Genomic DNA, 25,349 nt, shown 5'->3' with positions numbered 1-25,349 from the left:
GCGGCCGCGCTCATGCGCTGGCCTCATCGTGGTCGGCATGAGCCCGCATCTGAGTCTGGGGCTGCGCCTGAGCCCGGTGCTCGGGAGCGAAAGCGGCGATGGGGTTGTCGAGCTCGCCTGAAAACTGCAGCGCCCCCGCCGGGTCGGCCAGGTCGACCATCTGCTGATGATTTCTCAGCTGCAGCCGGTTAAGACAGGAGCGGCGAAAGCGCGGCGCGAAGAGATCATGGCGGGCGAACTTGTCACTGAACTGCGGGTGCTGGCGCTGATAGTCGAGCACCGCGGCGGCGACCCGGGCCCAGAAGCGCTGCTCGGTGAGGGTGCCGGCGTCATCGAGAATCGCCGCCATGAAGCGCAGCAGGCAGTCGAAGACGTCGGTGAAGATCGACAGCACCTTGAGGGGCTCGGGCACCTCGACCGCGATGCGCTTCACGTCGTCGGGCAGCCATTCCCTGGCCGCCGGGTCCATCACCGCGATCTCCTCGGCGATGTCCTTCATCAGCGCGCCCACCGGTGCCTGGTCCTCGAGGATCAGGATCAGGTTTTCGCCATGGGGCATGAACACCAGGTCATGGGCGAAGAAGGCGTGCAGCAGCGGCTTGAAGTAGGCGTTCAGATAGCGATCCAGCCAAGCCTCGGCAGAAAGGCCTGACCCCGCGATCAGCTCGGGCAGCAGCGCCTGGCCCTTGGCATCGACATGCAGCAGAGCGGCCATGGTGGTCAGGCGCTGGCCGGTCGCGAGGCGTGTCACCGGGCTTTCGCGCCACAGGCAGGCGAGCATCTTCTTGTGGGCGCTGTGTTTGTCGAAGGCGGCCTCCAGGTCATCGCGGCGGTAGCCGATGGCGGCCTCCTCGCGCAGCACATCGAAGCCACAGGCCCCGAGGTAGGGATCATCATCGACCAGGTCCTTGAGCCAGGCGTTGATGGCCGGTGTGCTCTGCATGTAGTGCGGCGACAGCCCGCGCATGAAGCCCATGTTGATGATCGACAGCGCCGTCTTGACGTAGCGCCGCTCCGGGCGGCTCTGATTGAACCAGGTGCGGATCGACTGCTGCGCCTGGTAGCGGTCCGCGCCATAGCCGAGGCAGACGATGCGCCGTTCGGCCACGTCGGCCGCGAAGCCGGTGGCGAGCTTGTGAAACCACTGCCAGGGATGCGCCGGCATCAGCAGGTAGGCTTCGGGATCGAGACCCCGCGCGCTCAGGCGGCGGTGGAACTCGGCTACCTGACCGGCGCCGAGCTCCTCCTCGAGCAGGCTGCCATAGGACAGCGTCGGCAGGCTCGTGAAGCAGGCCCGCTCCCGCGCCACGGCGAGCCAGATAAGCTGCGCCGGGGCCCCCGCCTCGGGTGCGTAGGCCCGGTGATCGATGGCATCGAAGCCCTGGCGACCGCTGTTAGCGACGAATACCGGGTGGCCCTCGTTCATCGCCGCTTCCAGGGTCTGGAAGTCGGCCTGGGCCAGCGCCTTCGCATCGGGGCGGGCGGGGTCGAGCTTGAAGGCGAAGGCGGAAAGGGTGCTGGCGAGCTCCTCGAGATACAGCGGCAGCATGGCCTCGCCAAGCCCCAGCACAGTGGCGAACTCGAGGATGAACTGCGCGGCGTCCAGCGGTGCCTGGCGGCCATGGGCCTCGCGGGTCAGGGTGTCAGGATCGATCGCCCAGTGATCCAGCGCCAGGCGCCGGGCCGTGAAGCGATAGACGCTGTCGCCTTCAGGAGCCGTGAGCACATAGCCCGCCGCGCCGCGCTCATCCGTGGCCGCGGTCTGGGGAATCGGCGCGAGCAGCTGCTCGTGGCTGAACTCGGCGATCGCCTTGCGCACCAGCCAGCGGTTGGCGATGGCCCAGCGCGCAGGCGTCAGGTGGTCGGCGGCCCGTTCAGGATGGCCGGAGAGCGCCCGCGCCTGGCGCGGCGAGGTGTTAACCAGGGCCGCGGCGAAGCCTTCTCGGGTGCAGAAGCCCAGCCGCGCGGTCTTGTCGGCAAGGAATATCTCGCTCTGGTACTCGACCCCCACGCGGCGATTCAGCGGGTGGATATTGGCATTCTCGACATCGGGTTCCACCACCACACGGCGCGTGGACTCTGCCTCGAACAGGAAGGCCATGATGGTCTCGATCACCGCGGTGCTGAAACCGGCGCGCGGGGTGTCGGTGGGGGCGACGAGAAAGTGCATGCCGACATCGCCCTCTGCGACCGGGTAGTGCTCGCCTAGCGGGTCATGCGCCGGGTCGTAGACCTCGACCAGGAAGGCAGGCTCGCCCTCGAACAGGCCGAGAAAGGCGCTGGCGTGGTTGCTTGCCTGCATCTCGGCGTAGAAGGCCTCGGTCTGCTGTGGGCCTTGATCCTGCATGCCCCAGAAGCGCGCCCGGGGCTGGCTGACCCAGGCCTGCACCCAGGGCAGGTCGGCAGTTGGGTCCAGCGGTCGCAGGCGAAAGTCACCGAGCGTCTGAACATGGCGGCGGAAGCCTGGGGCCAGGGCCTTTAGCGCGGCGATAGCTTGGGTAGTGTTGGTGGCTTTGTTAGTGGTGGTGGCTTGGTTAGTGGTGGCGGCGGCGCAGAGCGGGTGTGAGGTGGTGGCGTCCATTGGGGTGTCGTGTCCTTGTGGTACGAGAAGCAGCAGCGATAGAAAAGCCGGTTAGGGCTGCAATGGCCGATGAGGGCCGGTGGGGCGGGCAATAAAAGGCCCACACCCATAAGCGACAGGTGTTTATGCCGGGGCCTGTTGTGTCGTCGGGTCAGGGTGCTTGAGCTCAGCGGGCTCGAGGCTTTCCAGCGGCACCCCGAAGCGCTGAAAGGCGATGCGCTCCTCGATCGGGTAAGGCTCGCGGCCGGTCATCTCGGCGATGATCGTGGCATTGCGGTAGCAGGCCATGCCCAGGTCCGGGCTCGCCAGGCCATGGGTGTGCAGCTCGGCGTTCTGCACGTAGATCTCGTCACCTGACGGGTCGACGGCATAGCGGCGGCTCACCGCGAAGCGGCCCTTCGCATCGAAGGCCAGGCGGTCGGCGATGGGCGCGAGGAAGTCAGGCAGCCGATAGCGATAGCCGGTGGCCAGCACCAGGCCCTGAGTGCGGTGGCTGAAGCGGCGCTGCTGCTCGGTGTGGGTGAGGGTCAGTTGGTAGTGCTCGCCATCGTGGCGGGCGTCGTCCAGGCGCGCGTTGGTCAGCAGCCCGGTGGCGGGAGGCCCGGCCAGGCTCTTGGTATAGAGGGTCTCGTGGATGGAATTGATCAGCTCCAGGTTGATGCCCTTGTAGAGCCCCTTCTGCTCCTGCATCAGGGCGTCGCGGGTCGCCGCGGGCAGGGCATGGAAGTAGTCGATGTACTCGGGGGACGTCATCTCGAGGGTCAGCTTGCCGTACTCCAGCGGGAAGAACCGCGGCGAGCGGGTCAGCCAGTCGAGACGATAGCCGTGGGCATCGATTTCCTTGAGCAGGTCGTGATAGATCTCCGCCGCGCTCTGGCCGCTGCCGACGACGGTGATGCTGCCGCCGGCCTGCAGCTCGGCCTTGCGGCTCAGGTAGTCGCCGCTGTGCACCGCGGCGGGCGAAAGTGCCTCGCAGCAGCTCGGCACATGGGGCACCGGGCCGGTGCCCAGCACCAGGCGTCTGGCACGGTGGGTGATCGCCTGGCCGCTGCGGGTGTCGCGGCAGTCAAGCCGATAGTGCCCGGCGGCCGCGTCGTACTCCGTCCGCTCGACCTCGCAGTGAAAGCGAATGCTGTCGAGCTGTGCGGCGGCCCACTGGCAGTACTGGTTGTATTCGCGGCGCAGCAGGAAGAAGTTCTCGCGAATATAGAAGGGATAAAGCCGGCCGGTCTGCTTCAGATAGTTGAGCACGCTGAAGCGGCTGGTCGGGTCGGCCAGGGTCACCAGATCGGCGAGGAAGGGCGTCTGCAGGTGGGCGTCTTCCAGCATCATGCCCGGGTGCCAGTCGAAGCCGCCGCGGCGCTCGAGGAAGAGGCCATCGAGGTCCTCGAGAGGCTCGGTCAGGCACGCCAGCCCCAGGTTGAAGGGACCAAGGCCGATGGCAATGAAGTCATGTACCCGCGCGTTCTGGGGCTCGAGGGGCTGGCGGTTGTCGTTCATGGAATCGTCGTTCAAGGAATCGTCGTTCATGGGGCTCTCGAATCGGGGATCGGCGCGCCACGGCCATGGGCCGGGCACGCGAGTCAGTAAGCGAATAGCGTGCCGTGCCGGCGTGCCGATTAGGGCAGTGCCTGGGCGGCCTTTGGCGCTGAGGCCGTCGCGACCTGTGCGGCGCCGCCTGGCTCCCGGGCACACCAGGCATCGCCGTGGTGGCAAATGCGGGCGAGAATCGCCTCGATGTCCTCGAGCCGGGTGTCCGGATTGAGCAGCGTGAACTTCAGGTAGTGGCGCCCGGCGACCTTGGTGGCAGCGACCACCGCCTCACCGTCGCGGGACAGCGCCGCGCGGATATGGCGGTTCATGGCCTCCAGGGTGTCCTCGTCCAGCGCGGGCTCGTTCGCGGCAATATCCGGGCGATAGCGAAACACCAGCGTGCTCAGCGGCGGGTCGAGCAGCACCTCGAACTCTGCCCGCTCGGCCATGCGCCGATAGGCGGCCTGCGCCAGGTCGATGACTTGATCGAACAGCTCGCCGAGGGCATCCGCCCCCATCAGGCGCAGGGTCAGCCACAGCTTGAGAGCATCGAAGCGCCGGGTGGTCTGCAGGCTTTTGTTGACCTGATCCGGCGTGCCGGCACGGGCCTGGTGCTCCGGGTTCAGGTAGTCGGCGTAGTGGGTGACGTGGCCCAGGTGATCGGCCTCATTGACCAGGAAGGCGCTGCAGCTGACCGGCTGGAAGAAGGTCTTGTGGTAATCGATGGTCACCGAGTCGGCTAGCTCGGTACCGATCAGGCGATGGGCGTGGCGCTTTGAGGTGATCAGGCCACCACCGTAGGCGGCATCGACATGGAACCAGCAACCGTGGGCGCGGGCGATCCTGCCGATTTGGGGCAGCGGGTCAATGCTGCCGAAGTCGGTGGTGCCGGCGGTGGCCACCACGGCGATGGGAATCAGCCCTTGATCACGACACTCGGCGAGACGCGCAAACAGCGCCGCCGGGTTCATGCGGAAATCCTCGTCGCAGGCCACCGGCATCACCGCCTGATAGCCAAGCCCCAGAATCGCGGCGGATTTCTTGAGGCTGAAGTGGCTGACCTCGGAGCCCAGGATGCGATAGCGGCTGGCATCCGTGGGCAGCCCGCAAAGCTTGTTGCCGCCATGGTCATCCAGGCGGGCGCCGTGGTGATCCCGAGCCAGCATCAGCGCCATCAGGTTCGACTGGGTGCCGCCGCTGGTGAAGATGCCGTCGGCGCGCTCGCCAAGCCCCAGCCGCTTGGCCGTCCAGTCGATCAGCGCCTGTTCGATGAAGGTGCCCCCGGCGCTCTGATCGAAGGTGTCCAGCGAGGAATTGATCGGCGCCAGGATCGCCTCGGCGAGCACTCCCGGCATCACCAGCGGGCAGTTGAGGTGCGCCACGTAGCGCGGGTGATGAAAGTAGACGGCATGATCCAGATAGACCCTCTCCAGCTCATCCAGAGTCGGTTCCAGGGCGCCGAGGTGTTCATCCAGGTCGATGTCGGCGAACGTGGGCGCCAGCTCCTGCGGGCGAACCCCATCGAAGGGGCGCGCGACGTTTTCCAGGCGGTGCTGCACGCGTTCGACGCAGGCCATCATCTGCTGGCGATAGGCCGATGCATGGCGCGCCGCCAACAGCTGGTCTCGCCCGGGCACCGCAACCGCGGCACGATCCTTGTGTGTCATCCAACACCTCGCATGGCTGTCTATTGAATGCGAATAAGCATCATTTGCAACTTGCATTCATTAAGACGCAGCGACGTGCCGGTTCTGAACCGTAAAATCGTGATGTTTTGTAAAGAAAAGAAAGGATTACCGCATCGAGCGGCCGGCAGACGGGTCGTCAGCCGGGCAGTAGGCCGGCTCGTCTTATGGCGTTCCGGACAACTCGCCGGCCTGTTCGCTGGCCTGTTCGCTGGCCTGCTGGTAGGCCTTCTAGCAGCCCAAGGCGCCTCAGCGCTCGATCAGGGTTGCGTCCAGGGTGACCGGAACCTCATCGCCGATCTGCTCGTAGCCGAGCAGCAGGATCACGGTGCGCAGGGTGGGGTTGGCCATCAGTTCGCGGCCATCCACCGCGACCCGCTCGGCGGTGGCGATCCGCACGCGGGATTCGCTATCACGAGTGAACCGCAGCGCCAAAGGCTCCTGCTGATCCACACCCTCAGCATCAACACGAAAGGTCAGCGTCTCGGTGAGGGAATCACCCACCGCCAGGTTGTTTAGCCGCTCCGGCGGCAGCCGGGTGACCAAGGTGGCCAGCGGCAGCTCGGCCATGCCCTTGAGCCACACCGGCAGGCCGCCCAGCCGTTGCGGTATATCGGTCTGGCTCAGGCGCAGCGGCAGGCGCAGGGTGCCATCGTCACCGATGCTGCCCGAGAGCTCTCGCACCCGGTGCTGGTGCGGCACCGGGCCCGAGGGCGTGATTTCGATCACCGTCGCCTCGAGCGCCGAGCGGGCGGGGTCCAGCTGCCAGGCCGCCTGGGCGGGCAGGGCGGTCAGCGCGGCGAGGGCAAGAGAGGCGAGCAGAGACAGCCCGCCGGCGGCCGCCGAAAGGCCTCGGCGGTGGGAATGTGAAGCTCGTGTGAACACTGGCGGTGTCTCCCGGCAGGCGTGTTAGCGTGATGGTATTGAGAGTAATCCACTGCAAAGGACATCGCGATGACCCGCGCCAGTATCCTGCAACAAGGCACTATTCATTGCTTCCCCGCCGGCCTGCGCGATGCCAAGGGTGAGCTGGTCAACGCCGAAGTCTCGGCGGTGGCCTTCGACGGCGAGCGGCTCTTGATGGCGAGCGACAAGCCGATTCCTGGCGAAGAGCGTTCGGCCTGCTTCGCCCTGCCGATGACCGATGCCGGGCCGGATGACAGCCGGCTTGCCTACTACACCCAGCCACTGATCAAGCAGGCCGTGAAGTACGAAGACTTCGCCCTGAGCGCCGATGGCCGCCATGTGCTGGCCACCACTGGCTTCGATCGTCTGGACGGGGATAGCCACGCCCTCAACGACTACAACCACCTGCTGATCTGGCCGCTCGGCAAGCCCGACGACGTGCAGGTGGTCGACCCCGACCCCCGCGACGGCGTCGAGGGCTCGCTTGAGCTGCGCGGCAAGCTCAACGGCGCGATCGGCTTTCCGTACTACAAGATCGAAGGGCTCGCCGCGATTCCCGGCGAGCGCGGCGATGGCCTGCTGCTGTTCGGCGTTCGTGAACAGGGCCAGGCCCACGATGACTTCGAATACGTCAGCCGCGTCGTCGGCGCCCATTACCAGATCACCGCGAACGGCAACCTCGAGTTCCTCGACGAGATGCGCGAGTTCTACGCCTTCGACCCGGACAGCGTCGATGGCGTGCGCTTCGCGTGTGGCCTCTCGAGCCTCGAATACGACCCCTACCACGCCCGGCTCTACCTGCTGACCAGCTTCGAGAACGAAGTGGATGGCGAAGAGCATATCGGCGGCTACCTGTGGCAAATGAGCCTCGAGGACTTCCGCGCCCGCCGCGCGCCCGAGCTGGTGACCAACCCGGAAGGCCAGCCGCTGGAATTCGAGCACAAGGCCGAAGGCCTAGCCGTGCTGGACCACGACCGCCTGTTCGTCGCCTACGATAACGACCGCAACCTGGAGCTGGGCAGCGTCGACGAGCGAGACGAGCGCCATGCCTGCGAAGCGCCCTACACGATATTGGAGATTAGCGCGTCTCCTGCCTCTTGAGCTGCTTGGTCCAACGCTGGCGCGCGTACTTGCGCAGGGTTGGCCACGTTGTCGGTCTCGTCGACGATGTCCTGGCCCAGGATCGTTTCGATGATGTCTTCCAGGGTGATGAGGCCGACCCAGGTGCCGAGGTCGTCGTAAACCACGCACAGGTGCTGACGGCCCAATACCATCATGGTGAACACCTGCTCTACGTTGTCCTCGGCCTGAATGGTCTGCACCGAGTGCATCAGCGTCTTGAGGTCGGCATCTTCTTCGGCATGGTAGGTATCGGCCTTGTGGATATAGCCCAGTGCCTGTTCGCCGCCATCCATCACCGGAAACCGCGTGAACGGCGAGCGGCCGAGTTGATCGTCGAACTCTCTTACCGTCATGCCTGGCATCACCGTCACCGACACGGTGCGCGGCGTCATTACGTCCTTCACCTGGATATCGTGCAGGTTGAGGATGTTGGTGATGACGCGCGTCTCATCTGGATCTAGCGCCTTCTCCTCCTGACCGATCTGGGCCAGTGCCTTGATCTCGCCGCGCATATCGGTATCCGCGGCGTCCTTGCCGATACGCTTGGTGATCTGCTCGGACATCCAGATGAATGGCCTGAGGCACCAGATCATCGCGTCGAGCGTGGTGGCCAGCATGCCGGCGAGCTGCCGCCAATAAGTGGCGCCGATGGTCTTGGGAATGATCTCGGAGACGAACAGGATCAACAGTGTCATCAGCGCCGAGGCAACACCCAGCCACGCCTCGCCGAACACCACCGTGACCTGGGCGCCTACGCCGGTGGCGCCCACCGTATGGGCGATGGTGTTCAGGGTGAGGATGGCGGCCAGCGGTTGATCAATGTTCTGCTTCAGACGATTGAGCCGCTCGTGCAGCCCGGGGTTTGTCTCGCGTAGCTGGGCCACGTAGCTCGGAGTCATGGACAGCAGCGCCGCCTCGAGCAACGAGCAGAGAAAAGAAATGCCGATGGAAAGCACTGCAAAGCCGATCAGTAGGAACATGGGGTCTCTTCTAGTGGCCAGGGGAGGTCGGGCCTATGCATCCTCTTCTAAGCCATCGGTCCGTTGCAAGGCCAGCAGCTATGGCCTTGCCTCTCGGCATTCGCTATCATATGCACGCGTTGATAAGGGCCTATAGCTCAGTTGGTTAGAGCAGGGGACTCATAATCCCTTGGTCGTCAGTTCGAGTCTGACTGGGCCCACCAACATCAAGCCGCTATGTTCGCTTGTGTTCCCCTCCCCGCTGTTCCTCGTTGCACTTATCCACACCCTGTTTGTCCGGCGCTTTCTTCAAGGCCCTGTGGATAAATTGACGTCTGTTGCACTCTATCTAAGTGCTCATGGCGACCTTAGCTTGCCCAGTTCAAGCTTCTAGTAGCTCTAGCCGTTATTCATTCGCTCCTGGTAGCTCTCAAGCACCACTAATCGTCCTTTCATGGCGACTCTGTGCTTGAAGATAAACCAACGCTGTTTAACTTCCATATTGAAAACGGAATTTAAGACCGCTTTTTGGCGTGAAAATAAACCAGCTGCTGCACAAGATCCCGTATGGCGCCTACTGCCAAGCGGGGGGAGCCTCTTATCTGAGAGAGCGCTGTTTTCGCCCTGCAGACGAGCGACGACACGGACTTACCAACGCTGTGGCCGGGTGGCCAGACGGCCCTGGCACTGCAGGGCTTTGCCCACTATCTGCCGGTGGGAGAGCGCGCAACGCACCTGTATGGCAAGGAGGCCGCTCGGCTGCCACGGTGGTTGAGTGATGCTGAGTGGGCAGGGCGGATGGTGCTCCACTCCGAAAAGGGCCTGCCGGTGCAGCTTGCTGATAGCTTCATCTCGTCGGCTAGACCCGTGGGCCGCAGCTTCTGCGGCAACTCGCCCGTAGTACCTGCCAGCTTCCAGATTCTTTGCTCGATGGCCATCCAGTTGCCTCCTTGCGTTTGGTAGAGAAAAGCGTTGCCTCGCCTTGGACGGTGTCCTACCATGATCATCAACACGGCCCCCGCCTCTTGGCTCTCACGAGCTTACGCGGGGGTTCTTATTTGTGTTCTCGCCGCCTCACTCGGCCCACCAGCGCTCCCAGCCCGGTGGAGCCCCCATGTCTTCCAGCGATAGTTGCCTTCTTGCATGTGGAGTCGGAAAGCTATCCAGATGGACCTGCAAGCGCCGATGCCAACCGGTATTGGGGCAGACCACCAGGGTCATGTGCCGAACGATGCTCAGTAGCAGGAAGGGGCGGGCGAGCCGCTGTTCGTCACGGAACGCATCACACCATGGTATCTCGCCAGGCTTGGGCAGCCTGGGCTGGTCGATGACGTTGCGGTTCCAGAGCCGGCTGTGGTGGGCGCAGACGTTGCGCAGGTAGTTCAGCGAGCGAAGCCAGCTTTGGAAGACCTTCCAGTCCTGAACGCCATATTTCTGCGCGATCCGTATTTGGTCCGGCACCTTCATCATGGCGAAGAGCTGCGAGAGGGTGCCGAAGTCCCAGGTCTCGACGGCAACCCAGATTGGCAGCCGCGGCCCGTGCTTTTGCCGATAGTGCTTGACGAAGTCCTCCTTTGAGCGTCGCTCCATCCCCTCGCAGCGCTCCTGCCACTTCTCGAAGCTGTCACGCGGGTCACGACCGGATTTGCGGCGGGCGAAGGAGGGGTGGAAGGTGGCGCGATGCAGGTGTGCGAAGGCATCGCTCTCGCCCAATAGGTAGGCGATATCCACTCGCAGCGCGATCTCGATGCGCTCAAGTGCATCGGTCAGGCGCAGCCGAAGCTCCTTGTCGAAGAGGTATAGCCGCACCGCATCGACGAACTGGGTATCGGGAACGAACTGATCCGTTGCCTGGGTGATTGGCCGGTAATGTTGGTCATGACCGACCGTCTCGAAGACACGGAAGGGATACCAGTAGGCGCTTAGTCGGTAGTAACCGATGCGCTCCAAGTATTCCAAAGCGGCGCTTTCATCGCCGACCTGCATCCCGCGCCCGGCGAGCAGGGCCAGCTGCTCTTGAAACGACTTCCATGGGCGATCGTAGGCCATCAGCTCACCGCCTGTTCCACTACTGCCTCGGCGAGCTGGGACCGGGTCTTGCCGCACTCGCTCAGGTGCGTTTTTAGCTGGTCGCAGAGGGCCATCAGCTCATGAACCTTTTCGACGATACGGTTTTGTTCATTCTTGGATTCATAGAATGACCGCAGCACTTTGAACCACGAGGTAGAGGCAGGAGGGCCAGCCGCTTACCAGCATCACCACCCATCTCAGGCATGTTCATTAGCGCCAAGCCATGCGCGGAATTTCGAATGTGGACTCCTCTTCGAGTCGACCACTGAGATTTCTCAGGAACTTGTAATTGGACTCTCCACGACGGCGGCCCACCATGTACACACGGCCATAATCAAGATGCTCGGCTGCGGCCTTTTCAGCTTCCTTGCCTGCACCCCATAGATGTGCACCTTTGATTTCTAGCAGTGCGATTTGGTCTGGCGTTTCTCGGCCCTCAATAGCGACGATGAAATCGGGGAAGAAACCATCTCCTTCGTCCCAGCGATAAAGTCCCACGGCATCGGGCCTATGAGCGCCGACAGGGTTGCGGTGCCACCACAATACTCGCGTATCCTGATCCAACAGCCGTGCCACACGTCGCTCATCCTCATTCATTCCGATTGGAAAAACGCCATAAACGTTGCGCTCGGCTGTCTCCAGTGGCACTTCGCTTTCCAGAACATGCGGAATCGACACTTCAATATCGCGTACCTGGTCCAGCCGCGCCCTGCGACAGGCTTCACGCAACAGCGTTGGATGGCTAATCAGCACTCGGTCGAGTTGCTGCTCTAACACTTCCTCGTCCTCTGGCGGCACGGCGCCACTTGCTTCGATTGCATGCCTGAAGCGATCAAGTAGTCGCTCGCGTACCTCACGCTCGTTTACGCCTTCTAGCCTTAACACTACCTGCCGCGCTTTTTCGGCTATTGCAGCTACCGATAGTTGGGCCCATACATCGCTACCGTCTTCCGCAATATGTCCATTGTTGAAGATATCGGTTTCACCGCGGCGTACTTGAGTACGTACGCGTTCACGGCTAGCCAAGACTTGGGCAGTAAAATCGACGAACCCTACTAAGCGGATTTCTAAATCGAGCGGCGCGGGAGGCAAGCGCTCACTACGAAGTGCTGCAGGCACATCCTTACGTCGCGGATATTGATAGTTTGTTTCCTGAACCGACAGGCTCAATCCGGCTAATGACTGGTCTTTATCGCCTTCAGGGCGCAGTTTCTTTTCGCTGCTACGGTGCTTTTCAGCCTGCATCAATGCGGCTTGACCAAATTCCAGCATTCCCTGCAAGGATTTATCTGCATCAGGCGAACCACTGCCATCGGCTTGCTGCTCGTTGGCGCTGCCGCTGGCGTCTTCCCGAGTGACGTCTCCATCAGGGTTTATCGTCAGCGCGAAAGACTCTCCGGTGCGCGCAAGCTGCACACTGCGCTGAGTTCCGCTATAAGTGATAGTCGTCGAAGTACCTACTTCCGGTGCCTGAGTACGCAAGTTGTTAATCTGCGCACCAGCGTTCAGCAAGCCTTCCTGCGATTCGGCGTTGGCAAGGAACACGTAGCCATAGCTAAGTGCTTCTGGGAGGTCATCGCGTCCCTGCAACAGCTTATGCACGCGCATGAGTCGGCCAACCACCTGCACGCCGAAAGAGGGATCGCGTGCGCCACGCAGCGCCGCGAGAGTGAATGCGCGGGGTGCATCAAAGCCCAGCGCTACTGCCATTTTGAAGATCAGCACTTCGACCTTTGGGTCATTGGCTAGCGAGATCAAATCGGCATCGGGTTCATCACTGGTATGGATACGTATCGCATCTTCGGCGAAACCGAGGTTATCGATTAGATGGCGCCGTGCGGTTTCCTGCGCAGCCTTGCCATTGGGTACTTGTACCAGCATGAGCGGGGTCAGATTCGTGCCGTTATTGGCTAGCATCTTCTTGATTAGCTGATGCGTCTCTGTGCATTCACGTAACGCTAATTGCTCGAAGTCGATCAACTGCTCAGTATCGTCGTCCTTGGCAAGGAAGCGCACTACGCGCACTCCCCGTTTAAGTAGCCCGGCATTGACCGCATCGATACGTGCCACGGAGGCCCAGTCAGCCTCATCGCCCAGTTGATAACCGGTATCACGCTGGAATGGAGCGATATCCTTATCGCGTGGGGTCGCTGTCATTAGTAGCGCATAGTCCGGTTTCAGTACGTCACGAAAGAAAACCTGTGCCTGGCGTGCGCGCTGGAAACCATGGTGTGCTTCGTCAACGACGCAGCCAATACGAACACCCTGTTGCCGAGCTAACGTGATCAATGCATCGACGGAGAGGCCAGTATCGCTGTTGTTGCGTGCACGGCGCCCAGAAGCATTACTGGTTGCTACGGCGCTCCAAGTTGTGACAAACACACCACCTTCATTGGCGAGATCCGGCCTACGATCCGATACCAGGTCAAGCACACGTAAATTCGGCGCCTGCGCATTTAGAGTTTTGCGGGCCTGTTCGACTAGGCCCGCAAAAGGGGCGAACCAGAACCAGAGAACTTGTTCTTGTGATGAGAGCCGCGCCATTGCTTCGATGGCGATGGCGGTCTTGCCAGACCCTGTAGGCGCCTGTAAGACCACCGCCGCATCTTGTTCGCGTACGGTCTTTAGCTCGGCTTCACTGGCATTACTGAGGTGCCGATATTGCTCCGCCAAATTCTGAAAGCGAGCAACCAGCCCATCGCAGAGCGTTTCCTGAAATGGCTTTAGAACGAGCGGCATTATCGCTTCCTTCTGCTGAAACGGGCTTGTAAGGCATCGGGGATTCTTGGCCAGTCGAGCAGTGGCGCCTGCGTCTCGAAGCGTTCTGGCGACCAACTATAGACTCGCCCACGTATTGGCTTGGCTTTTTCCAGCCAAGTCTCTAGGCGCTCGATACTGGCTGCTTTCTGATCCGCCAGATAGGCGACCCAGCCATCATGGGCTTCGGTGGCTTGAAAGCCGCTGTCTATCCAAGGTTGAAGTGACGCTCCATGCAGCAGTTGCAAGGCATGCCAAACTTCATCGTGAGCGATTTTGGTCGGTAGCCTATGCATTGGCACTTGGCGGCTACGTAGGTAGGCAAAGCTGCCACCCAATCCCTCGACATCTTCTCCTTTGGCATTGGTATAGCCGCCCATAATACGCCGTACTCGCTCGGCGCAAACATCACGGCAGAGGTTTTTCTCGGGCGCATCTGCGGTAGCTTCGCTGTTGCTGACCAGAATAAAGCGACGTTTGCCGTTGTCTTCTGCGTTCAGCTTTGCGACAGCTTGTGCCGTTGTGCCCGACCCTGCGAAGAAGTCCAGTACGATATCGCCAGGGTTACAAGCGATTCGCAAGATGCGTTCCATCAGTTGGACTGGCTTCGGAGTAGAGAATACCTCTTGCGACGTGTGGAATTTGATCACTTCCAAAAGCTGTTTTTTGGCATCTTGCGTATGGCCGACCTCTTGGTAGGTCCATAGAGTCTGCGGGACAACACCCTGTTTCGTCTCGGAGAGAAAACGCTTTACGGCCGGAACGTTGTTGCCATCTTTGCCCCACCAGATACGGTTGTCTTCATCCAGTGCTTTGAGTTTTTCTTTTGAAATTACCCAGTAACGACCAGATGGCGGCTCTGGTATTACGCGGCCAGATGGACAGGTGATTGAGTAAGTGCCTAGGCTGTAATGATTACGTGCGGAAAGGTCACCAGCCTTCCACGGGCCACGTGGGTCATTATCCGGGTTTTTGTACGCTTTATTCTGAGCAGAATTTCTAGGTAAAGGGTTTGGCTGCCATTTAGTACTTTCCTTGGCGTAAACCAAAATGTATTCATGGTCATCTGAGAAATGCTGGGCTGAATTTTTTGGCGAGTAAACTTTTTGCCAGATGATGTTGGCTAAGAAATTCCCTTCACCAAATACTCGATCCATCAACATGCCAAGCCGAAATAACTCATTATCGTCGATACTAACAAATATTACGCCATCATCTGCCAATAGTTCTTTCGCCAATAACAAGCGGTGATACATGAATTCTAGCCACAGCGAATGACGAAAGCGATGGTTCTTATCAACAAATCGATCGTTGTAAACGAAATCCTTATTTCCGGTGTTGTAGGGCGGGTCTATATAGATACAGCGGATTCGGCCGGCGTGGGTCATACGAAGGGCGCGAAGAGCATCGTAATTATCACCTTCGATAATCAGATTATCCCAAGGCGCTTCGCCATGAGAGAGAGCGGCATCAAGTTTTAAGCCGACGAAGTCATCATTGATTGCCTGATCAGCATCTATTTCGTCGCGCTCCCACACCAGTCCTAGCTGGCGTCCATGGTCGCGCTGCTCTAGCAAGCGGATCAATGTGTCGCGATCTAGCCCTTCGTACTTGCTCATGAGTTCCTTATGCTCCAACAGCGAGCACAGGTCTCCCTGCCCTCGAAGCTTCTATGTAGGGCCAGCATGATACCTATCGCCATGCATAGGCGCACTCGTTGACTTGATGCTATCATTGATGGCATTGAAATCACACGGGGAGTCTGACATGGCTTCGATCACTATCCGCAACTTGGACGACCAGTTGAAGGCCCAGCTTCGCATGGAGGCGGCTAAGCATGGCCATTCCATGGAGGAGGAGGTTCGCATCATTCTGCGTACTGCTTTGAGCCAGCCTCAAGCTAAGGGGCTAGGGAGTCGAATACGTGAGCGATTCGCAGAGGCGGGGGGTATCGAACTGGAAGTGCCAGCCAGGGCTGATAAGCCTCGTGATCCGGGCTTTGGTGCATGATTGTTCTTGATACCAATGTGATATCCGAGCTGATGCGGCCTGAGCCCGACGCCCGAGTCGTCGACTGGCTGGATAGGCAGGATGCCATTTCCGTGACAATTTCCTCTATTACAGTCGCTGAAATTCTCTACGGCATCGAGCGCCTGCCCAACGGCAGGCGCAAACGTGACTTCGCCGCCATGGCGGCGGCCATGTTCGAGGAGGATTTTTCAGGACGCATCCTACCGTTCGATAGCGGGGCGGCGATTCACTACGCGGAGCAGGTCGCTACCAGCGAGAGTGCAGGAAGGCAGGTTCACATGGCCGATGCGCAAATTGCGGCTATCTGCATCCAGCATGGTGCGGTGTTGGCGACACGCAACATTAAAGATTTCGAGGCGTTGAGCGTCGAGACGATCAACCCTTGGGAAGTAGGCTGATAGCAGCCCACTGACGGTACATTGTAGTCACTTACCCCGCTTTTATCTCTTATGGTCCGGGCGCTTGGCTCAGCTGATTGAGAAGGCTGTTTCGCCGTTCTCATGCGCCAATAACCACTGCTTGCGGCCGATGCCGCCGGCGTACCCGGTGAGGCGACCGTTGCTGCCGATCACCCGGTGGCAGGGCACCACGATGGCCAGCGGGTTTCGGCCGTTGGCCGCGCCCACTGCGCGCTGCCCGCCCTTGCAGCCGAGCTGCTCGGCAATTTCGGCGTAGCTGCGCGTCTCGCCATAGGGAATGCCGGCCAGCGCCTGCCAGACCCGGCATTGGAAGTCGGTGCCCTTCGGCGCCAGCGGCAGCTCGAAGGTCTGGCGGCTGCCCTCGAAGTATTCGGCAAGCTGGGCGCAGGCCTGCTCGGTGTGGGCGTTGGGCCGGGCCGGTTCATCTTCTTCCATGATGAAGGCGATCTCGGTCAGCCCGGCGTCGGAGGCGCTTAGGCGAATCAAGCCGAGCTTCTCGGCATCCGTTGGGCAGAAATAGTCCAGGGCGTCATCGTGCATTGTCTTGGCTCCTCGTGGTTTCTGGGCTGGATGACCATAGCTGCAGGGTCAGGTAGCTACGCCAAGGTGCCCCTCGGGCCGGGTCGGCGCCCGCCAGTCGGGGTAGGGCGCGGCGCACGCCGGCGTCGCCGTCCAGCCATATATCGGGGGCGCTGGTGCCGCGCAGCGCCGCATAATGGGCCGTCCAGGGCCCGATGCCCTTGAACGACGTCCAGGCCAACGGGTCTTCGTCGGCCTTGCCCTCGACGAACCAGCTAGCGAGGCGTTTGAGGGTCGCCTTGCGGGCGCCGGGCATGCGCAGTTCGTTAAGTTCACTTTCGGCGACGGCAGTAGGCGTCGGGAAGTGCCGGCCTAGATCGCCGGCCGGCTCGCCTAGGGCCTCTACTAGCCGGGTGACCAGGCTCCGGGCGGCATCGGTTGAGACCTGCTGGCCGAGAATGGCGCGTACTCCGGCCTCGAAGGGCGACCAGAGGCCGGGTAGCCTGAGTCCCTCGATAAGCGCGAGATCAGGAAAGGCGTCGGCCAGGTGGGCCTCGATGGTGGCGGTGTCGGCGTCCAGGTCCAGCACCCGGCGAATGTGCCTCACCACTGGCGATAGCGCGTGCAGGTCGTCGAGCTCGAGCCGGACCCGGAAGGCGTGTCGCTGCGGTACGTGCTCGGCGGTGAAGGAGCCCTTGGCGATGGCCTTCTCATCGCCCCAGCGAATATGCCGGCCATAGTGGTCGTCGCCGACCCACTCCAGGCCGGGAATCGCGCGGCTGGCATGGAAGTCGCGCATCGCCGACCAGGCATAAGGCGGGCGATAGGCCAGCCACAGCGTCAGCGGCTGGCTGGATTGGCCGCCGTCGCCACTGCCCTTGGCCGTGCGGCGTAGCGTCCGCGGCGCCAGGCCGATGCGGGTCACGAAAGCGTCGTTGAAGCGTCGCAGGCTGCGAAAGCCGCTGGCGTAGGCGATGTCGGTAATCGGCAGTGCGGTCTGGTGCAGCAACTGCTTGGCGAACAGGCATTGGCGGTACTGGGCGTAGGCCTTGGGTGAGACGCCGAATCCGTCTTGGAAAAGCCGCCGTAGGTGACGCTCGCCAACGCCGAGGCGCTCGCAAAGATCACCCAGCGAGCCATCGCGTAGGGCGCCGTCGTCGATTAGCCGCAGGGCGCGTTCCAGCGTGGTACGGGTGCCACGCCAGGCGGGGGAGTCCGGGGCGCTATCCGGCCGGCAGCGCAGGCAGGGCCTGAAGCCCGCCTCGGCAGCGGTCAGCGGGCCATCGAAGTAGCGCACGTTAGCTTCCTGCGGCAGCCTGGCAGGGCAGATCGGCCGGCAGTAGATGCCGGTGGTGGTCACCCCGACCACGAAGCGGCCGTCGAAGCGGGCATCACGTGCCAGGCGGGCCTGACGGCACTCGGCGGAATCCAGCATGTCGGTGCTCCTGTGTCCGAGCTGTCACCGCTAGTGTAACGCGCCAGGGTCACGAGACTCGCCGGAATCGGACGTCTATGCCGCAAAGGTGGCCGGCCTGGTAGGGCCTTGATAGCCCGGTAGAGCTCCCGTCTTTTCCAGCCGTAGTGGTTTTTCAGCCATAGTGGCTTCCTGGCATGGGGTGCCTCGAAGCTTTCTCGATATGCCCGCAAGCGCTGATGCTACCTGGTGTTGGGGCAGGCCACCTTGAGCCTGAGTAAATATCGTTTCCGTGGTTGAGCTCCACAAGCTGAACTCAACAAGGAGAGTGCCGATGTATGGCATATTGCTTCTCTGCGGCGGTTTGGCAGGGGTCACCACCGTATTGTTCGGTTTCGGCGGCGGTTTCCTGGTCGTTCCCTTGATGTATATCTTGCTGATGACCGTCCACGGGCCGGGTAGCGCGGCTGGCCTGGCGGCCATGCATATTGCGGTCGCTACCTCGACCGCGCTGATGATCTTCGCTACTTCGCTCTCGACATGGCGCCATCATCAGCGCCGCACCGTGCAATGGAATCTGGTGCGTCCGTTGATGGGCTATATCGCGATCGGTGCCGTGCTAGGCGCAGCGGCGGCGGTATCGTTGAATGGAGACTGGGTGCGCTGGGTGTTCATCGGCTATCTGGCGCTGACCATCGCGGATGCCATTCTGCTGCCCGGTTTTCTCCATCAGGCGAGTGGCGAGGTGCGTCCCCTGGGCCGCTCGGCGACAGCGATGATCGGTACGTTCATCGGCACGGTGGCGGCCTTTCTAGGCGTCGGCGGGAGCGTGATGACCGTGCCACTCATGCGCCGCAGAGGCGCCAGCATGACGGCCGCGACGGCGATGGCCAATCCGTTGTCGTTGCCAATGGCGGTCAGTGGCACCCTGACCTATATGCTGCTGCCAGCAAGCAATACCGCGCTGGATGCCTGGTATGTGGGCTATGTGGATCTGCGCGCCTTGCTGGTACTGGCGGTAGGGTCATGGCTCGGTATCCGCCTGGGATCGCGATGGATCGGGCGTATTCCCGACCGCATTCATGCCAGGATATACCTGCTGTTGCTCACGCTGGTGCTGGTGGTCATGGTGGCCATGAACTGAGTCGATCCGAACCATGATGATGCTGGCCTGAATCGGTCCTGCTTGAAGCCGTGCCGGCTGGTAGGGCCTAAGAATCTGGCAAGCAGAGTAATGGGGCAAGCGGAGGAATGGGGTAAGCAGAGGGGATAAGCGACAACGAAACGGGGCCGCTAAAGGCGGCCCCGAGATATCGCGATGAAACGATGGAATTATTCGGCGGTAATGACCTTCATCACCAGGTTGCCATCCATCTTGATCGGGCCGTCTTCCTTGGCGCCCAGGGTGTACTCAAAGGCGCCGGTCTTCATGCCGCCTTCTTCGCTGTGCACCATCAGCATCAGGTGATCGCCGGGCATGACGTCTTCGGTAAGTATTGCGGCCACGTCCATGTTTTCGCCTTCCTTGAGCGGTGCATAGCCGACCACCGGGCCTGGCTTCATGTCTTCGTTGGTACGGTGCACGACCAGCCAACCGTTTTCGCCGGCCATCACTTTTTCTGCGGTCACGGTGCCGCTTGAAACGGACTGATCATCGGCCCATACACCCGGGTGCATGTCTCCATGGTCGGCAGCCTGTGCGAAGCCGGCACCGGCGAGCAGAGAAACGGATACGAAGGCGCTTGCCATCAGTTTGTTGATCATTTTTCTCTCTCCTTGGTCTGTCGTCGCTATCTGGTCACCACCCACTTAAGCCTCGTGGCTTAAGTGGGCGTGCAAGTAGTTACGCAAGGAGAGTGCGCGGGGTTTCAGGCCAATCGAAAAAAATTACAGCCGCTGAGCCCCGGCCTGGCCAGTGGGGTAGAGATAGCCGTGAATAGCGGGGCCCGTGGGTTGGCCGGTGGGGGAACCGCCGCTGGGTTCGATGCTGATGCCGAAGGTCGCGCGCTTCAGAAGCGCCGGGTCATAGTCGCGCAGGGCGCCGGCATCCAGGCTCAGGTCGTCGTTCAGCACGCCCACCGAGCGGGGGTTGGGGCCCAGCGAGTCGTCCTTGATCCACAGCTGATAGGACTTGTTGGCTAGCGGCTCAGCAGACACCGGCAGCACGTTCAACTGCTTATTGGAAAGATCGACGGACAGCATGAACGCCGGCTGGCGGTCGTCTTCCTGGAACACGGCCACAAACGAAGGATCGCTTGGCGCCTTGTTCAGCGGGCCGGCCAGGATAACGGCGAGCACCAGGGCCGCGGCGGTGGCAAGGCCGGTGCTCCATTGCCAGCGGACCAGCCGCCGCCGCAGGGCAACGACCTGGGAATGGGCAGTCGCACTCGTCGCTGCCTTTTCAGGTTTCTGGGTCGGTGCCTGTTCGGCTTGCGGCCGCTGGGCCTCGGCTTCGATGGCCCGGATGCGCTGTTCGATTCTTTCCTTGAGCTCGGGGCCGGGAGCGATCGGCACTGCTTCGTCGCCCAGGGGCGCGAGGCGCGCTTCCCAGGCCTGAATCAGCGCCTCCAGTTCGGGCTCTTGCTGGCGCCGCCTGGCGACGTCGGCGCGGGTATCGGCGTCCAGGGTGCCCAGTGCGTACTCGGCGGCGAGCATGTCGAGATCGTCGTGTTGGGTCATGATGCCAGGCACCCCTTGAGCTGCTTAAGTGCTCGATGCAGCCATGTCTTGACGGTATTCACCGGCTGGTCGAAATGTGTGGCCAGGTCGGCCCGGGACCAGCCTTCCAGGTAGGCGAGCCTGACCATTTCCTGGCGGCCGTCCTCGAGGGTATCGAGGCAGCGATACAAGCGCCGGGCATCCTGCTCCTGGTGCAGCTCATCCTGAGCGGATGGCCCCTCGTCGGGCGTTTGCTCCAGGGTTTCCTCGGGTTCCCTACAGCCCTTGGGTTGGCGGCGTAGCTCGTCGATGGCCAGGTGGCGGGCGATGGTCACCATCCAGGTGATGGGTGAGGCGCGCCTGGCATCGAAGACGGCGGCCTGCTGCCAGATCTTCACGTAGGCTTCCTGTAACACTTCATCGGCGCTGCCTCTGTCTCGCAAGATACGCAGCACGGCGCCATAAAGTTTCGCCGAGGTGGCGTCATAGAGGCGTGCGAAGGCCTGGCGATCCTTGTGTGCCACGCGATCAAGCAGATCGCAGAGATGCGCAATGCCCGCAGATGAGGCAGGCGGCGAAGAAGTGGCGGCGGTAGTCGAGGAAGGCCGCGAGGCATCGGGCATACGGGGGTCTCTTGTAGGGGGGCCAACAAGCTATTCGACAGCTACTGCCAACGGCTACTAAATACTGACGGTCACCTGGCAAGAGTGCTGCTTAGGCCTTGCGCCGGTCAAGGTGGCAAGGCCTCAGTCAGGTTGGGTGTGGGGCGCGCCAATCGTTCAGGACTTCAACCGGCCGCCACGGCGGGAACAGGCTTCTGGCCGGTCAGGGTGGTGCCAATCGAGGCGGCGATGACCAGGCCGATCGCGAGCCACTGGGTCAGGCTCAGCGCCTGGCCGAGGAAGACGAGGCCAGAGAGCGCGGCGACGGCGGGTTCCAGGCTCATCAGGGTGCCGAAGGTGTGAGTCGGCAGCTTCGGCATGGCGATCATCTCAAGGGTGTAGGGCAGGGCGGTGGAGAGCAACGCCACACCCAATGCCAGTGGCAGGAGCGCCGGGTTGAACATCGCGGTGCCGACCTCGACGAGCCCGATCGGGAAGAAGATCAGCGCGGCGATGGTGATGCCGAGCGCGGCGGTCTGGGTGCCGTGATCGGTGCCGGCCTTCTGGCCGAACAGGATATACAGCGCCCAGCAGACCCCGGCGCCCAGCGCATAGGCGGCGCCCACCGGGTCCACGTCCCAGCCGCTCTCGCCGCCGAGCAGCAGCAACAGGATCAGGCCGCTGATCGCCATCGCTACCCAGCACAGGTCGAGCCAGCGCCGAGAGTTGAGCAGGGCCACCGCCAGCGGGCCGGTGAACTCCAGCGCCACGGCGATACCCAGCGGAATGCGATCCAGCGCCTGATAGAAGAGTAGGTTCATCAGCCCCAGTGCGGCGCCGTAGATCGCGATGGTGCGCCAGCCGCGGGCATGGATCCGGCGCCGCCAGGGGCGCAGCACGGCCAGCAGGATGAGGGAAGCGATCAGCAGGCGCATGGCGGTGGTGCCGGTCGGGCCGATGGCCGGAAACAGCGAGGTGGCAAGCGAGGCGCCGCTCTGGATCGAGGTCATCGCCACGATCAGGATCGCCACCGGCCATAGCCGGGCCCGCATAGATGCACTCATGCTACGCTCCCATTCTGTTGAGTTTCAGTAAATCAGGTCTCAGTGCCGGGAAGTGTAGCGATGAGCAGTATATTGCACAATGGGTCGGGCGAAGAAGCGTCGCGTCCAGACGTGCTGGTGCACGTGGCGGCCAATGTGCGCCGCCTGCGCCAGGCCGCCGGGCTCAGCCAGCAGGCGCTGGCCGAGGCGGCGGGGGTCAGCCGGCGGATGCTGGTGAGCGTTGAGCGCGGCGACGTCAATGTCAGCCTGACCACGCTCGATCGGCTGGCCGAGGCGTTGGGGGTGATCTTCCACGTGCTGGTGCAGCCGCCGGAAACCGAGGATTCCGCCTATATCGATGAGGTGGCCTGGGCCGGGCGTTCGCCGGAAAGCTATGGCCGGCTTCTGGCCAGCAAGGCGACGCGGGAAGTCGAGCTGTGGCGTTGGCAGCTGGCGCCGGGCGAGCGCTATGCCTCCGAGCCTGACTCGGATGGCTGGCACGAGATGATCGTGGTGGTCGAGGGCATCCTGACGCTGCGGATCGGCGACGAGACGCGCACCCTCGCGGAGGGGGAGTTCCACGTCTTCCCGAGCGACCAGCCCTACGCCTATTGCAACGAGGGTGAGGCCACGCTGCGCTTCATTCGCAACGTGCTGCACTGATTTCGCAGCGCACAGCAGTGAGTTCGTGACGTGGATTCGTAAGGTGTTGCACGAGCCACCGCAGGGCGCGGCGGCTCGTGGGCGTGACGGTTCGTGAGCGTGACGCCACCCTACATCACACCGGCTAGTATCACGCCGGCAGGCATCTCGCGTTAGGCGTCACACCAGCTCGCGGGATTCCCGGCGGGCGTCGCGACGGTCGCGCAGCACGGCGCGACAGATCAGTACCAGCACGCCGAGGGTCAGGGCGGGCCAGATCAGCACATAGAAGGCAAACAGTGCGGTCATGGTAAGACTCCTGTTGGCGGGGCGCCGGCGCTCCGGCACCCCTGATGATGGGATAAGCGGATGATCAATCAGCCGAATCAGCGCGACGCGCTTGCCAGGCGATCCCCGGCGGTCTTTCCGGTATCGCTGCCGGCACCGCTCGAGCTCATTGCGTCGTCATAATCGCCCACGCGTTGGGCGATGGTGTCGAAGTCGAAGCGCTGGCGGCTCATCAGGCTCATCACCACGCACACCAGGGTGCTGGTGCCGTAGGCGGTCAGCGAGGCCAGCAGCACGGTGTAGTCACGCAGGAAGTTGGTCGCGAACACCAGCATGGCCAACATGGCCAGCACCCCGGCGATCAGCCCGGCGGCGCGGCCCAGGAAGCCAAACACCATCAAGGCAATGATGATGCCGCCACCGATGCTGGCCAGGCCCTCGAAGGCCAGGGCGGTCAGACCGCTCATGGGCAGCAGCTCGAAGCGCGCGATGCAGAAGGTGACCATGGCCACCAGCACCGAGGTAGTGAAGGCGGCGTTGGTCACCCGGTTCCAGAAGCAGCTGGCGATCACCGGGAAGACGATCGCCCCCCAGAGCGCGCCGACGAAGACCAGCATCACCAGGATATCGAGCGAGAAGCTGGCGAAGACGATGCCCACCGCGGTGGCGATGATCATGGTCAGGCGACCGACCAGCAGCATGCGCTTGGGGTCGGCCTTGCCGCGGGCGATGTTCTTGCCGTAGACGTCGGCCATCATGATCGCGGACAGCGCCGAGAGGTCGGAGTCGGCGGTGGACGACAGCGAGCCGATCACCAGCACGAAGAACAGTGCGATGAATACCGGTGGCAGGTAGCCGGAGACCATCTGCGGAATCAGGTTGTTCATGTCGCCGTCGAGCGGCTGGATGCCAAGCGTCAGGGCCATCAGGCCGATCATGCCAAGGCCGATGACGATGGCGCCGTAGCCCACGGTGGCGGTGATGAAGGTCGGCTTGATGTGCTCTTCGTTGACCGCGAACAGGCGCTGGGAAATGGTCTGGTTGCCGATGGCGTAGGCCAGCACGGCGACGAAGAAGGGCGCGCCCTGATTGAGAATCGCATCGACCGAGAAGAAGTTGGCCTGCTCAGGCGTCAGGTTGTCCAGACCGGCCACCAGCTCGCTGGGCCCGCCCATGGCGAAGAACACGGCTGGGATGATCACCACCGCGATGGCCATCAGCGCCACCAGCTGGGCGAAGTCAGTCAGCACCGAGGCACGAAATCCGGACCATAGGGTATACAGCAACACGCCGATGCCGGCGATGATCACCCCGGCCTGGAAAGAAAGCGGCGAGAGCACCGAGACCAGGGCGCCGGCGGCGGTGAAGTTCACCATCAGGCTGATGATGCTGCCAAGCACGTTGGAGAAGGCCAGGATCAGCTGGCTCGAGGAACCGTGGCGGGCATGGATCAGCTCGCCGAGGGTGTGGGCGTTGGGGGCCAGCTTGCGAAAGCGCCGCCCGAACGGATAGATGAACAGGATCATCAGCGCGCCCCACAGGCCGTAGTGGATGGGCCCCGAGACGCCATAGGTGTAGCCGGAGGTGGCCGCGGCGTAGAAGGAGGCGGCCCAGATCCAGGTGGCGGTCATGCTGGCCGCGCCGATGCCGAAGCCGACCCGATGATTGGAGACCATGAAGGCGTCGGCGTCTTCTTTCTTCTTGCGGATGCCGAGCGTGAGGAGATAGGTGCCGCCGTAGAAGGCGAACATCAGCAGTAGCACGGTGCTGGTCGAGAACTGGTGAAGAGACAGACTGTTCAAGGGCATTCCTCGGTTGATGGGAACGCAGGCACTCATCGACCGGTCGTCCCGTCTGCTGCGCAAAGCAGAGACGAGCGGCGGCCCGCAGAGGCGGCGTCGTTGGATCGTTTCAGGATCGCGAAGGGGCGGCGGCCATGCGGCGTCAGTGAGATGACGCAGGCGCAGGAGGCCCCGGAGATATCGGCTCAGGCTGAGCCGATCAGGAATCGCCGATCAGGCGCTTCCCGGCAGGCAGGTCGGTGGCGGGCGTCGTGGCATGCAGTGCCCTTGAGAAAATGCGGGGGTCGACATGGGTTCCCTCTTGTTCGCTGACTGTGT

20 protein-coding genes, 1 tRNA gene and 1 pseudogene are annotated in these 25,349 nt (G+C 62.3%); 6 read left to right on the top strand and 16 right to left on the bottom strand.

Annotated elements, in window-relative coordinates; all coding sequences use genetic code 11:
• Nucleotides 1-10: 10 nt before the first annotated feature.
• The 4 genes from Q2K57_RS04030 to Q2K57_RS04015 all read right to left on the bottom strand — a co-directional run bounded on the left by Q2K57_RS04030 (nucleotide 11) and on the right by Q2K57_RS04015 (nucleotide 6,684).
• Nucleotides 11-2,581, bottom strand: coding sequence for a GNAT family N-acetyltransferase (locus Q2K57_RS04030; RefSeq protein ID WP_304526156.1), 2,571 nt, complete (start codon nucleotides 2,579-2,581; stop codon nucleotides 11-13).
• Nucleotides 2,582-2,704: 123 nt separating this feature from the next.
• Complete coding sequence (locus Q2K57_RS04025; protein WP_369700291.1) at nucleotides 2,705-4,111, bottom strand: lysine N(6)-hydroxylase/L-ornithine N(5)-oxygenase family protein; 1,407 nt, start codon at nucleotides 4,109-4,111, stop codon at nucleotides 2,705-2,707.
• An 89-nt stretch (nucleotides 4,112-4,200) separates the two neighbouring features.
• Nucleotides 4,201-5,781, bottom strand: a complete 1,581-nt coding sequence (locus Q2K57_RS04020; protein WP_304526155.1) for an aspartate aminotransferase family protein — start codon at nucleotides 5,779-5,781, stop codon at nucleotides 4,201-4,203.
• 267 nt (nucleotides 5,782-6,048) lie between these two features.
• Nucleotides 6,049-6,684 carry a hypothetical protein gene (locus tag Q2K57_RS04015; protein ID WP_369700290.1) on the bottom strand — a complete coding sequence of 212 codons (636 nt, stop codon included), beginning with the start codon at nucleotides 6,682-6,684 and terminating at the stop codon, nucleotides 6,049-6,051.
• A 69-nt stretch (nucleotides 6,685-6,753) separates the two neighbouring features.
• Between Q2K57_RS04015 and Q2K57_RS04010 the strand changes: the two genes are divergently transcribed.
• Nucleotides 6,754-7,806, top strand: coding sequence for a hypothetical protein (locus Q2K57_RS04010; protein WP_304526154.1), 1,053 nt, complete (start codon nucleotides 6,754-6,756; stop codon nucleotides 7,804-7,806).
• Here the strand turns inward: Q2K57_RS04010 and Q2K57_RS04005 are convergent.
• Nucleotides 7,784-8,807 (bottom strand): annotated as a pseudogene (locus tag Q2K57_RS04005) (CNNM domain-containing protein). The gene Q2K57_RS04010 and the pseudogene Q2K57_RS04005 sit on opposite strands and share 23 nt — an antisense overlap.
• 126 nt (nucleotides 8,808-8,933) lie before the next feature.
• Here Q2K57_RS04005 and Q2K57_RS04000 point away from each other — a divergent pair.
• Nucleotides 8,934-9,010 (top strand) — tRNA-Ile (locus tag Q2K57_RS04000).
• Between the two features lie 850 nt (nucleotides 9,011-9,860).
• Here Q2K57_RS04000 and Q2K57_RS03995 read toward each other — a convergent pair.
• The 3 genes from Q2K57_RS03995 to Q2K57_RS03985 all read right to left on the bottom strand — a co-directional run bounded on the left by Q2K57_RS03995 (nucleotide 9,861) and on the right by Q2K57_RS03985 (nucleotide 15,232).
• Nucleotides 9,861-10,835, bottom strand: a complete 975-nt coding sequence (locus tag Q2K57_RS03995) for an Abi family protein (protein WP_304526153.1) — start codon at nucleotides 10,833-10,835, stop codon at nucleotides 9,861-9,863.
• A gap of 231 nt (nucleotides 10,836-11,066) precedes the next feature.
• Nucleotides 11,067-13,595, bottom strand: a complete 2,529-nt coding sequence (locus Q2K57_RS03990; RefSeq protein ID WP_304526152.1) for a DEAD/DEAH box helicase — start codon at nucleotides 13,593-13,595, stop codon at nucleotides 11,067-11,069.
• Nucleotides 13,595-15,232 (bottom strand): site-specific DNA-methyltransferase, encoded by a 1,638-nt coding sequence (locus Q2K57_RS03985; protein ID WP_304526151.1) that lies wholly within the window; start codon nucleotides 15,230-15,232, stop codon nucleotides 13,595-13,597. Before Q2K57_RS03985 ends, Q2K57_RS03990 begins: the two co-directional genes overlap by 1 nt.
• A 148-nt stretch (nucleotides 15,233-15,380) precedes the next feature.
• Between Q2K57_RS03985 and Q2K57_RS03980 the strand changes: the two genes are divergently transcribed.
• Both Q2K57_RS03980 and Q2K57_RS03975 read left to right on the top strand, forming a co-directional pair.
• The gene (locus Q2K57_RS03980) at nucleotides 15,381-15,623 is read left to right on the top strand and encodes a plasmid stabilization protein (RefSeq protein ID WP_304526150.1); all 243 of its coding nucleotides are present in this window, start codon (nucleotides 15,381-15,383) and stop codon (nucleotides 15,621-15,623) included.
• On the top strand, nucleotides 15,620-16,042 hold the full coding sequence (locus Q2K57_RS03975) for a type II toxin-antitoxin system VapC family toxin (protein ID WP_304526149.1): 423 nt from the start codon (nucleotides 15,620-15,622) through the stop codon (nucleotides 16,040-16,042). Before Q2K57_RS03980 ends, Q2K57_RS03975 begins: the two co-directional genes overlap by 4 nt.
• A gap of 69 nt (nucleotides 16,043-16,111) precedes the next feature.
• Here the strand turns inward: Q2K57_RS03975 and Q2K57_RS03970 are convergent, their stop codons facing one another.
• Together Q2K57_RS03970 and Q2K57_RS03965 are read right to left on the bottom strand one after the other, a co-directional pair.
• Entirely contained in the window at nucleotides 16,112-16,603 is a 492-nt protein-coding gene (locus Q2K57_RS03970; RefSeq protein ID WP_304526148.1) for a methylated-DNA--[protein]-cysteine S-methyltransferase, read from the bottom strand.
• Nucleotides 16,593-18,017: a DNA-3-methyladenine glycosylase 2 family protein gene (locus Q2K57_RS03965; RefSeq protein ID WP_304526147.1), complete on the bottom strand. Its 1,425-nt coding sequence runs from the start codon at nucleotides 18,015-18,017 to the stop codon at nucleotides 16,593-16,595. The genes Q2K57_RS03970 and Q2K57_RS03965 overlap by 11 nt, the downstream gene beginning before the upstream one ends.
• Before the next feature lie 313 nt (nucleotides 18,018-18,330).
• Here Q2K57_RS03965 and Q2K57_RS03960 point away from each other — a divergent pair, with 313 nt between their 5' ends.
• Nucleotides 18,331-19,140, top strand: coding sequence for a sulfite exporter TauE/SafE family protein (locus Q2K57_RS03960; RefSeq protein ID WP_304526146.1), 810 nt, complete (start codon nucleotides 18,331-18,333; stop codon nucleotides 19,138-19,140).
• Nucleotides 19,141-19,328: 188 nt separating this feature from the next.
• Here the strand turns inward: Q2K57_RS03960 and Q2K57_RS03955 are convergent, their stop codons facing one another.
• From Q2K57_RS03955 to rhtA, 4 genes are all read right to left on the bottom strand, one after another.
• Nucleotides 19,329-19,760: a hypothetical protein gene (locus Q2K57_RS03955; RefSeq protein ID WP_304526145.1), complete on the bottom strand. Its 432-nt coding sequence runs from the start codon at nucleotides 19,758-19,760 to the stop codon at nucleotides 19,329-19,331.
• A 123-nt stretch (nucleotides 19,761-19,883) separates the two neighbouring features.
• On the bottom strand, nucleotides 19,884-20,675 hold the full coding sequence (locus Q2K57_RS03950) for an anti-sigma factor domain-containing protein (protein WP_304526144.1): 792 nt from the start codon (nucleotides 20,673-20,675) through the stop codon (nucleotides 19,884-19,886).
• Entirely contained in the window at nucleotides 20,672-21,277 is a 606-nt protein-coding gene (locus Q2K57_RS03945; RefSeq protein ID WP_304526143.1) for a sigma-70 family RNA polymerase sigma factor, read from the bottom strand. Before Q2K57_RS03945 ends, Q2K57_RS03950 begins: the two co-directional genes overlap by 4 nt.
• A 164-nt stretch (nucleotides 21,278-21,441) precedes the next feature.
• Nucleotides 21,442-22,320, bottom strand: a complete 879-nt coding sequence (rhtA, locus tag Q2K57_RS03940) for a threonine/homoserine exporter RhtA (protein ID WP_304526142.1) — start codon at nucleotides 22,318-22,320, stop codon at nucleotides 21,442-21,444.
• 60 nt (nucleotides 22,321-22,380) lie between these two features.
• On the opposite strand from rhtA, the gene Q2K57_RS03935 reads away from it, so the two are divergent.
• Entirely contained in the window at nucleotides 22,381-22,962 is a 582-nt protein-coding gene (locus Q2K57_RS03935; RefSeq protein ID WP_304526141.1) for a helix-turn-helix domain-containing protein, read from the top strand.
• Nucleotides 22,963-23,121: 159 nt separating this feature from the next.
• On the opposite strand, the gene Q2K57_RS03930 is transcribed toward Q2K57_RS03935, so the two are convergent.
• Both Q2K57_RS03930 and Q2K57_RS03925 read right to left on the bottom strand, forming a co-directional pair.
• Nucleotides 23,122-23,250: a putative transporter small subunit gene (locus Q2K57_RS03930; RefSeq protein WP_220086238.1), complete on the bottom strand. Its 129-nt coding sequence runs from the start codon at nucleotides 23,248-23,250 to the stop codon at nucleotides 23,122-23,124.
• A gap of 77 nt (nucleotides 23,251-23,327) precedes the next feature.
• Nucleotides 23,328-24,980, bottom strand: a complete 1,653-nt coding sequence (locus tag Q2K57_RS03925) for a sodium:solute symporter family protein (RefSeq protein WP_369700305.1) — start codon at nucleotides 24,978-24,980, stop codon at nucleotides 23,328-23,330.
• Nucleotides 24,981-25,349: the final 369 nt, after the last annotated feature.

The sequence above is a fragment of the Halomonas sp. I5-271120 genome (assembly GCF_030553075.1).
In the GTDB taxonomy this organism is placed as follows: Bacteria; Pseudomonadota; Gammaproteobacteria; order Pseudomonadales; family Halomonadaceae; genus Onishia; species Onishia taeanensis_A.
This window is presented reverse-complemented; position numbering and strand designations above follow the sequence as displayed.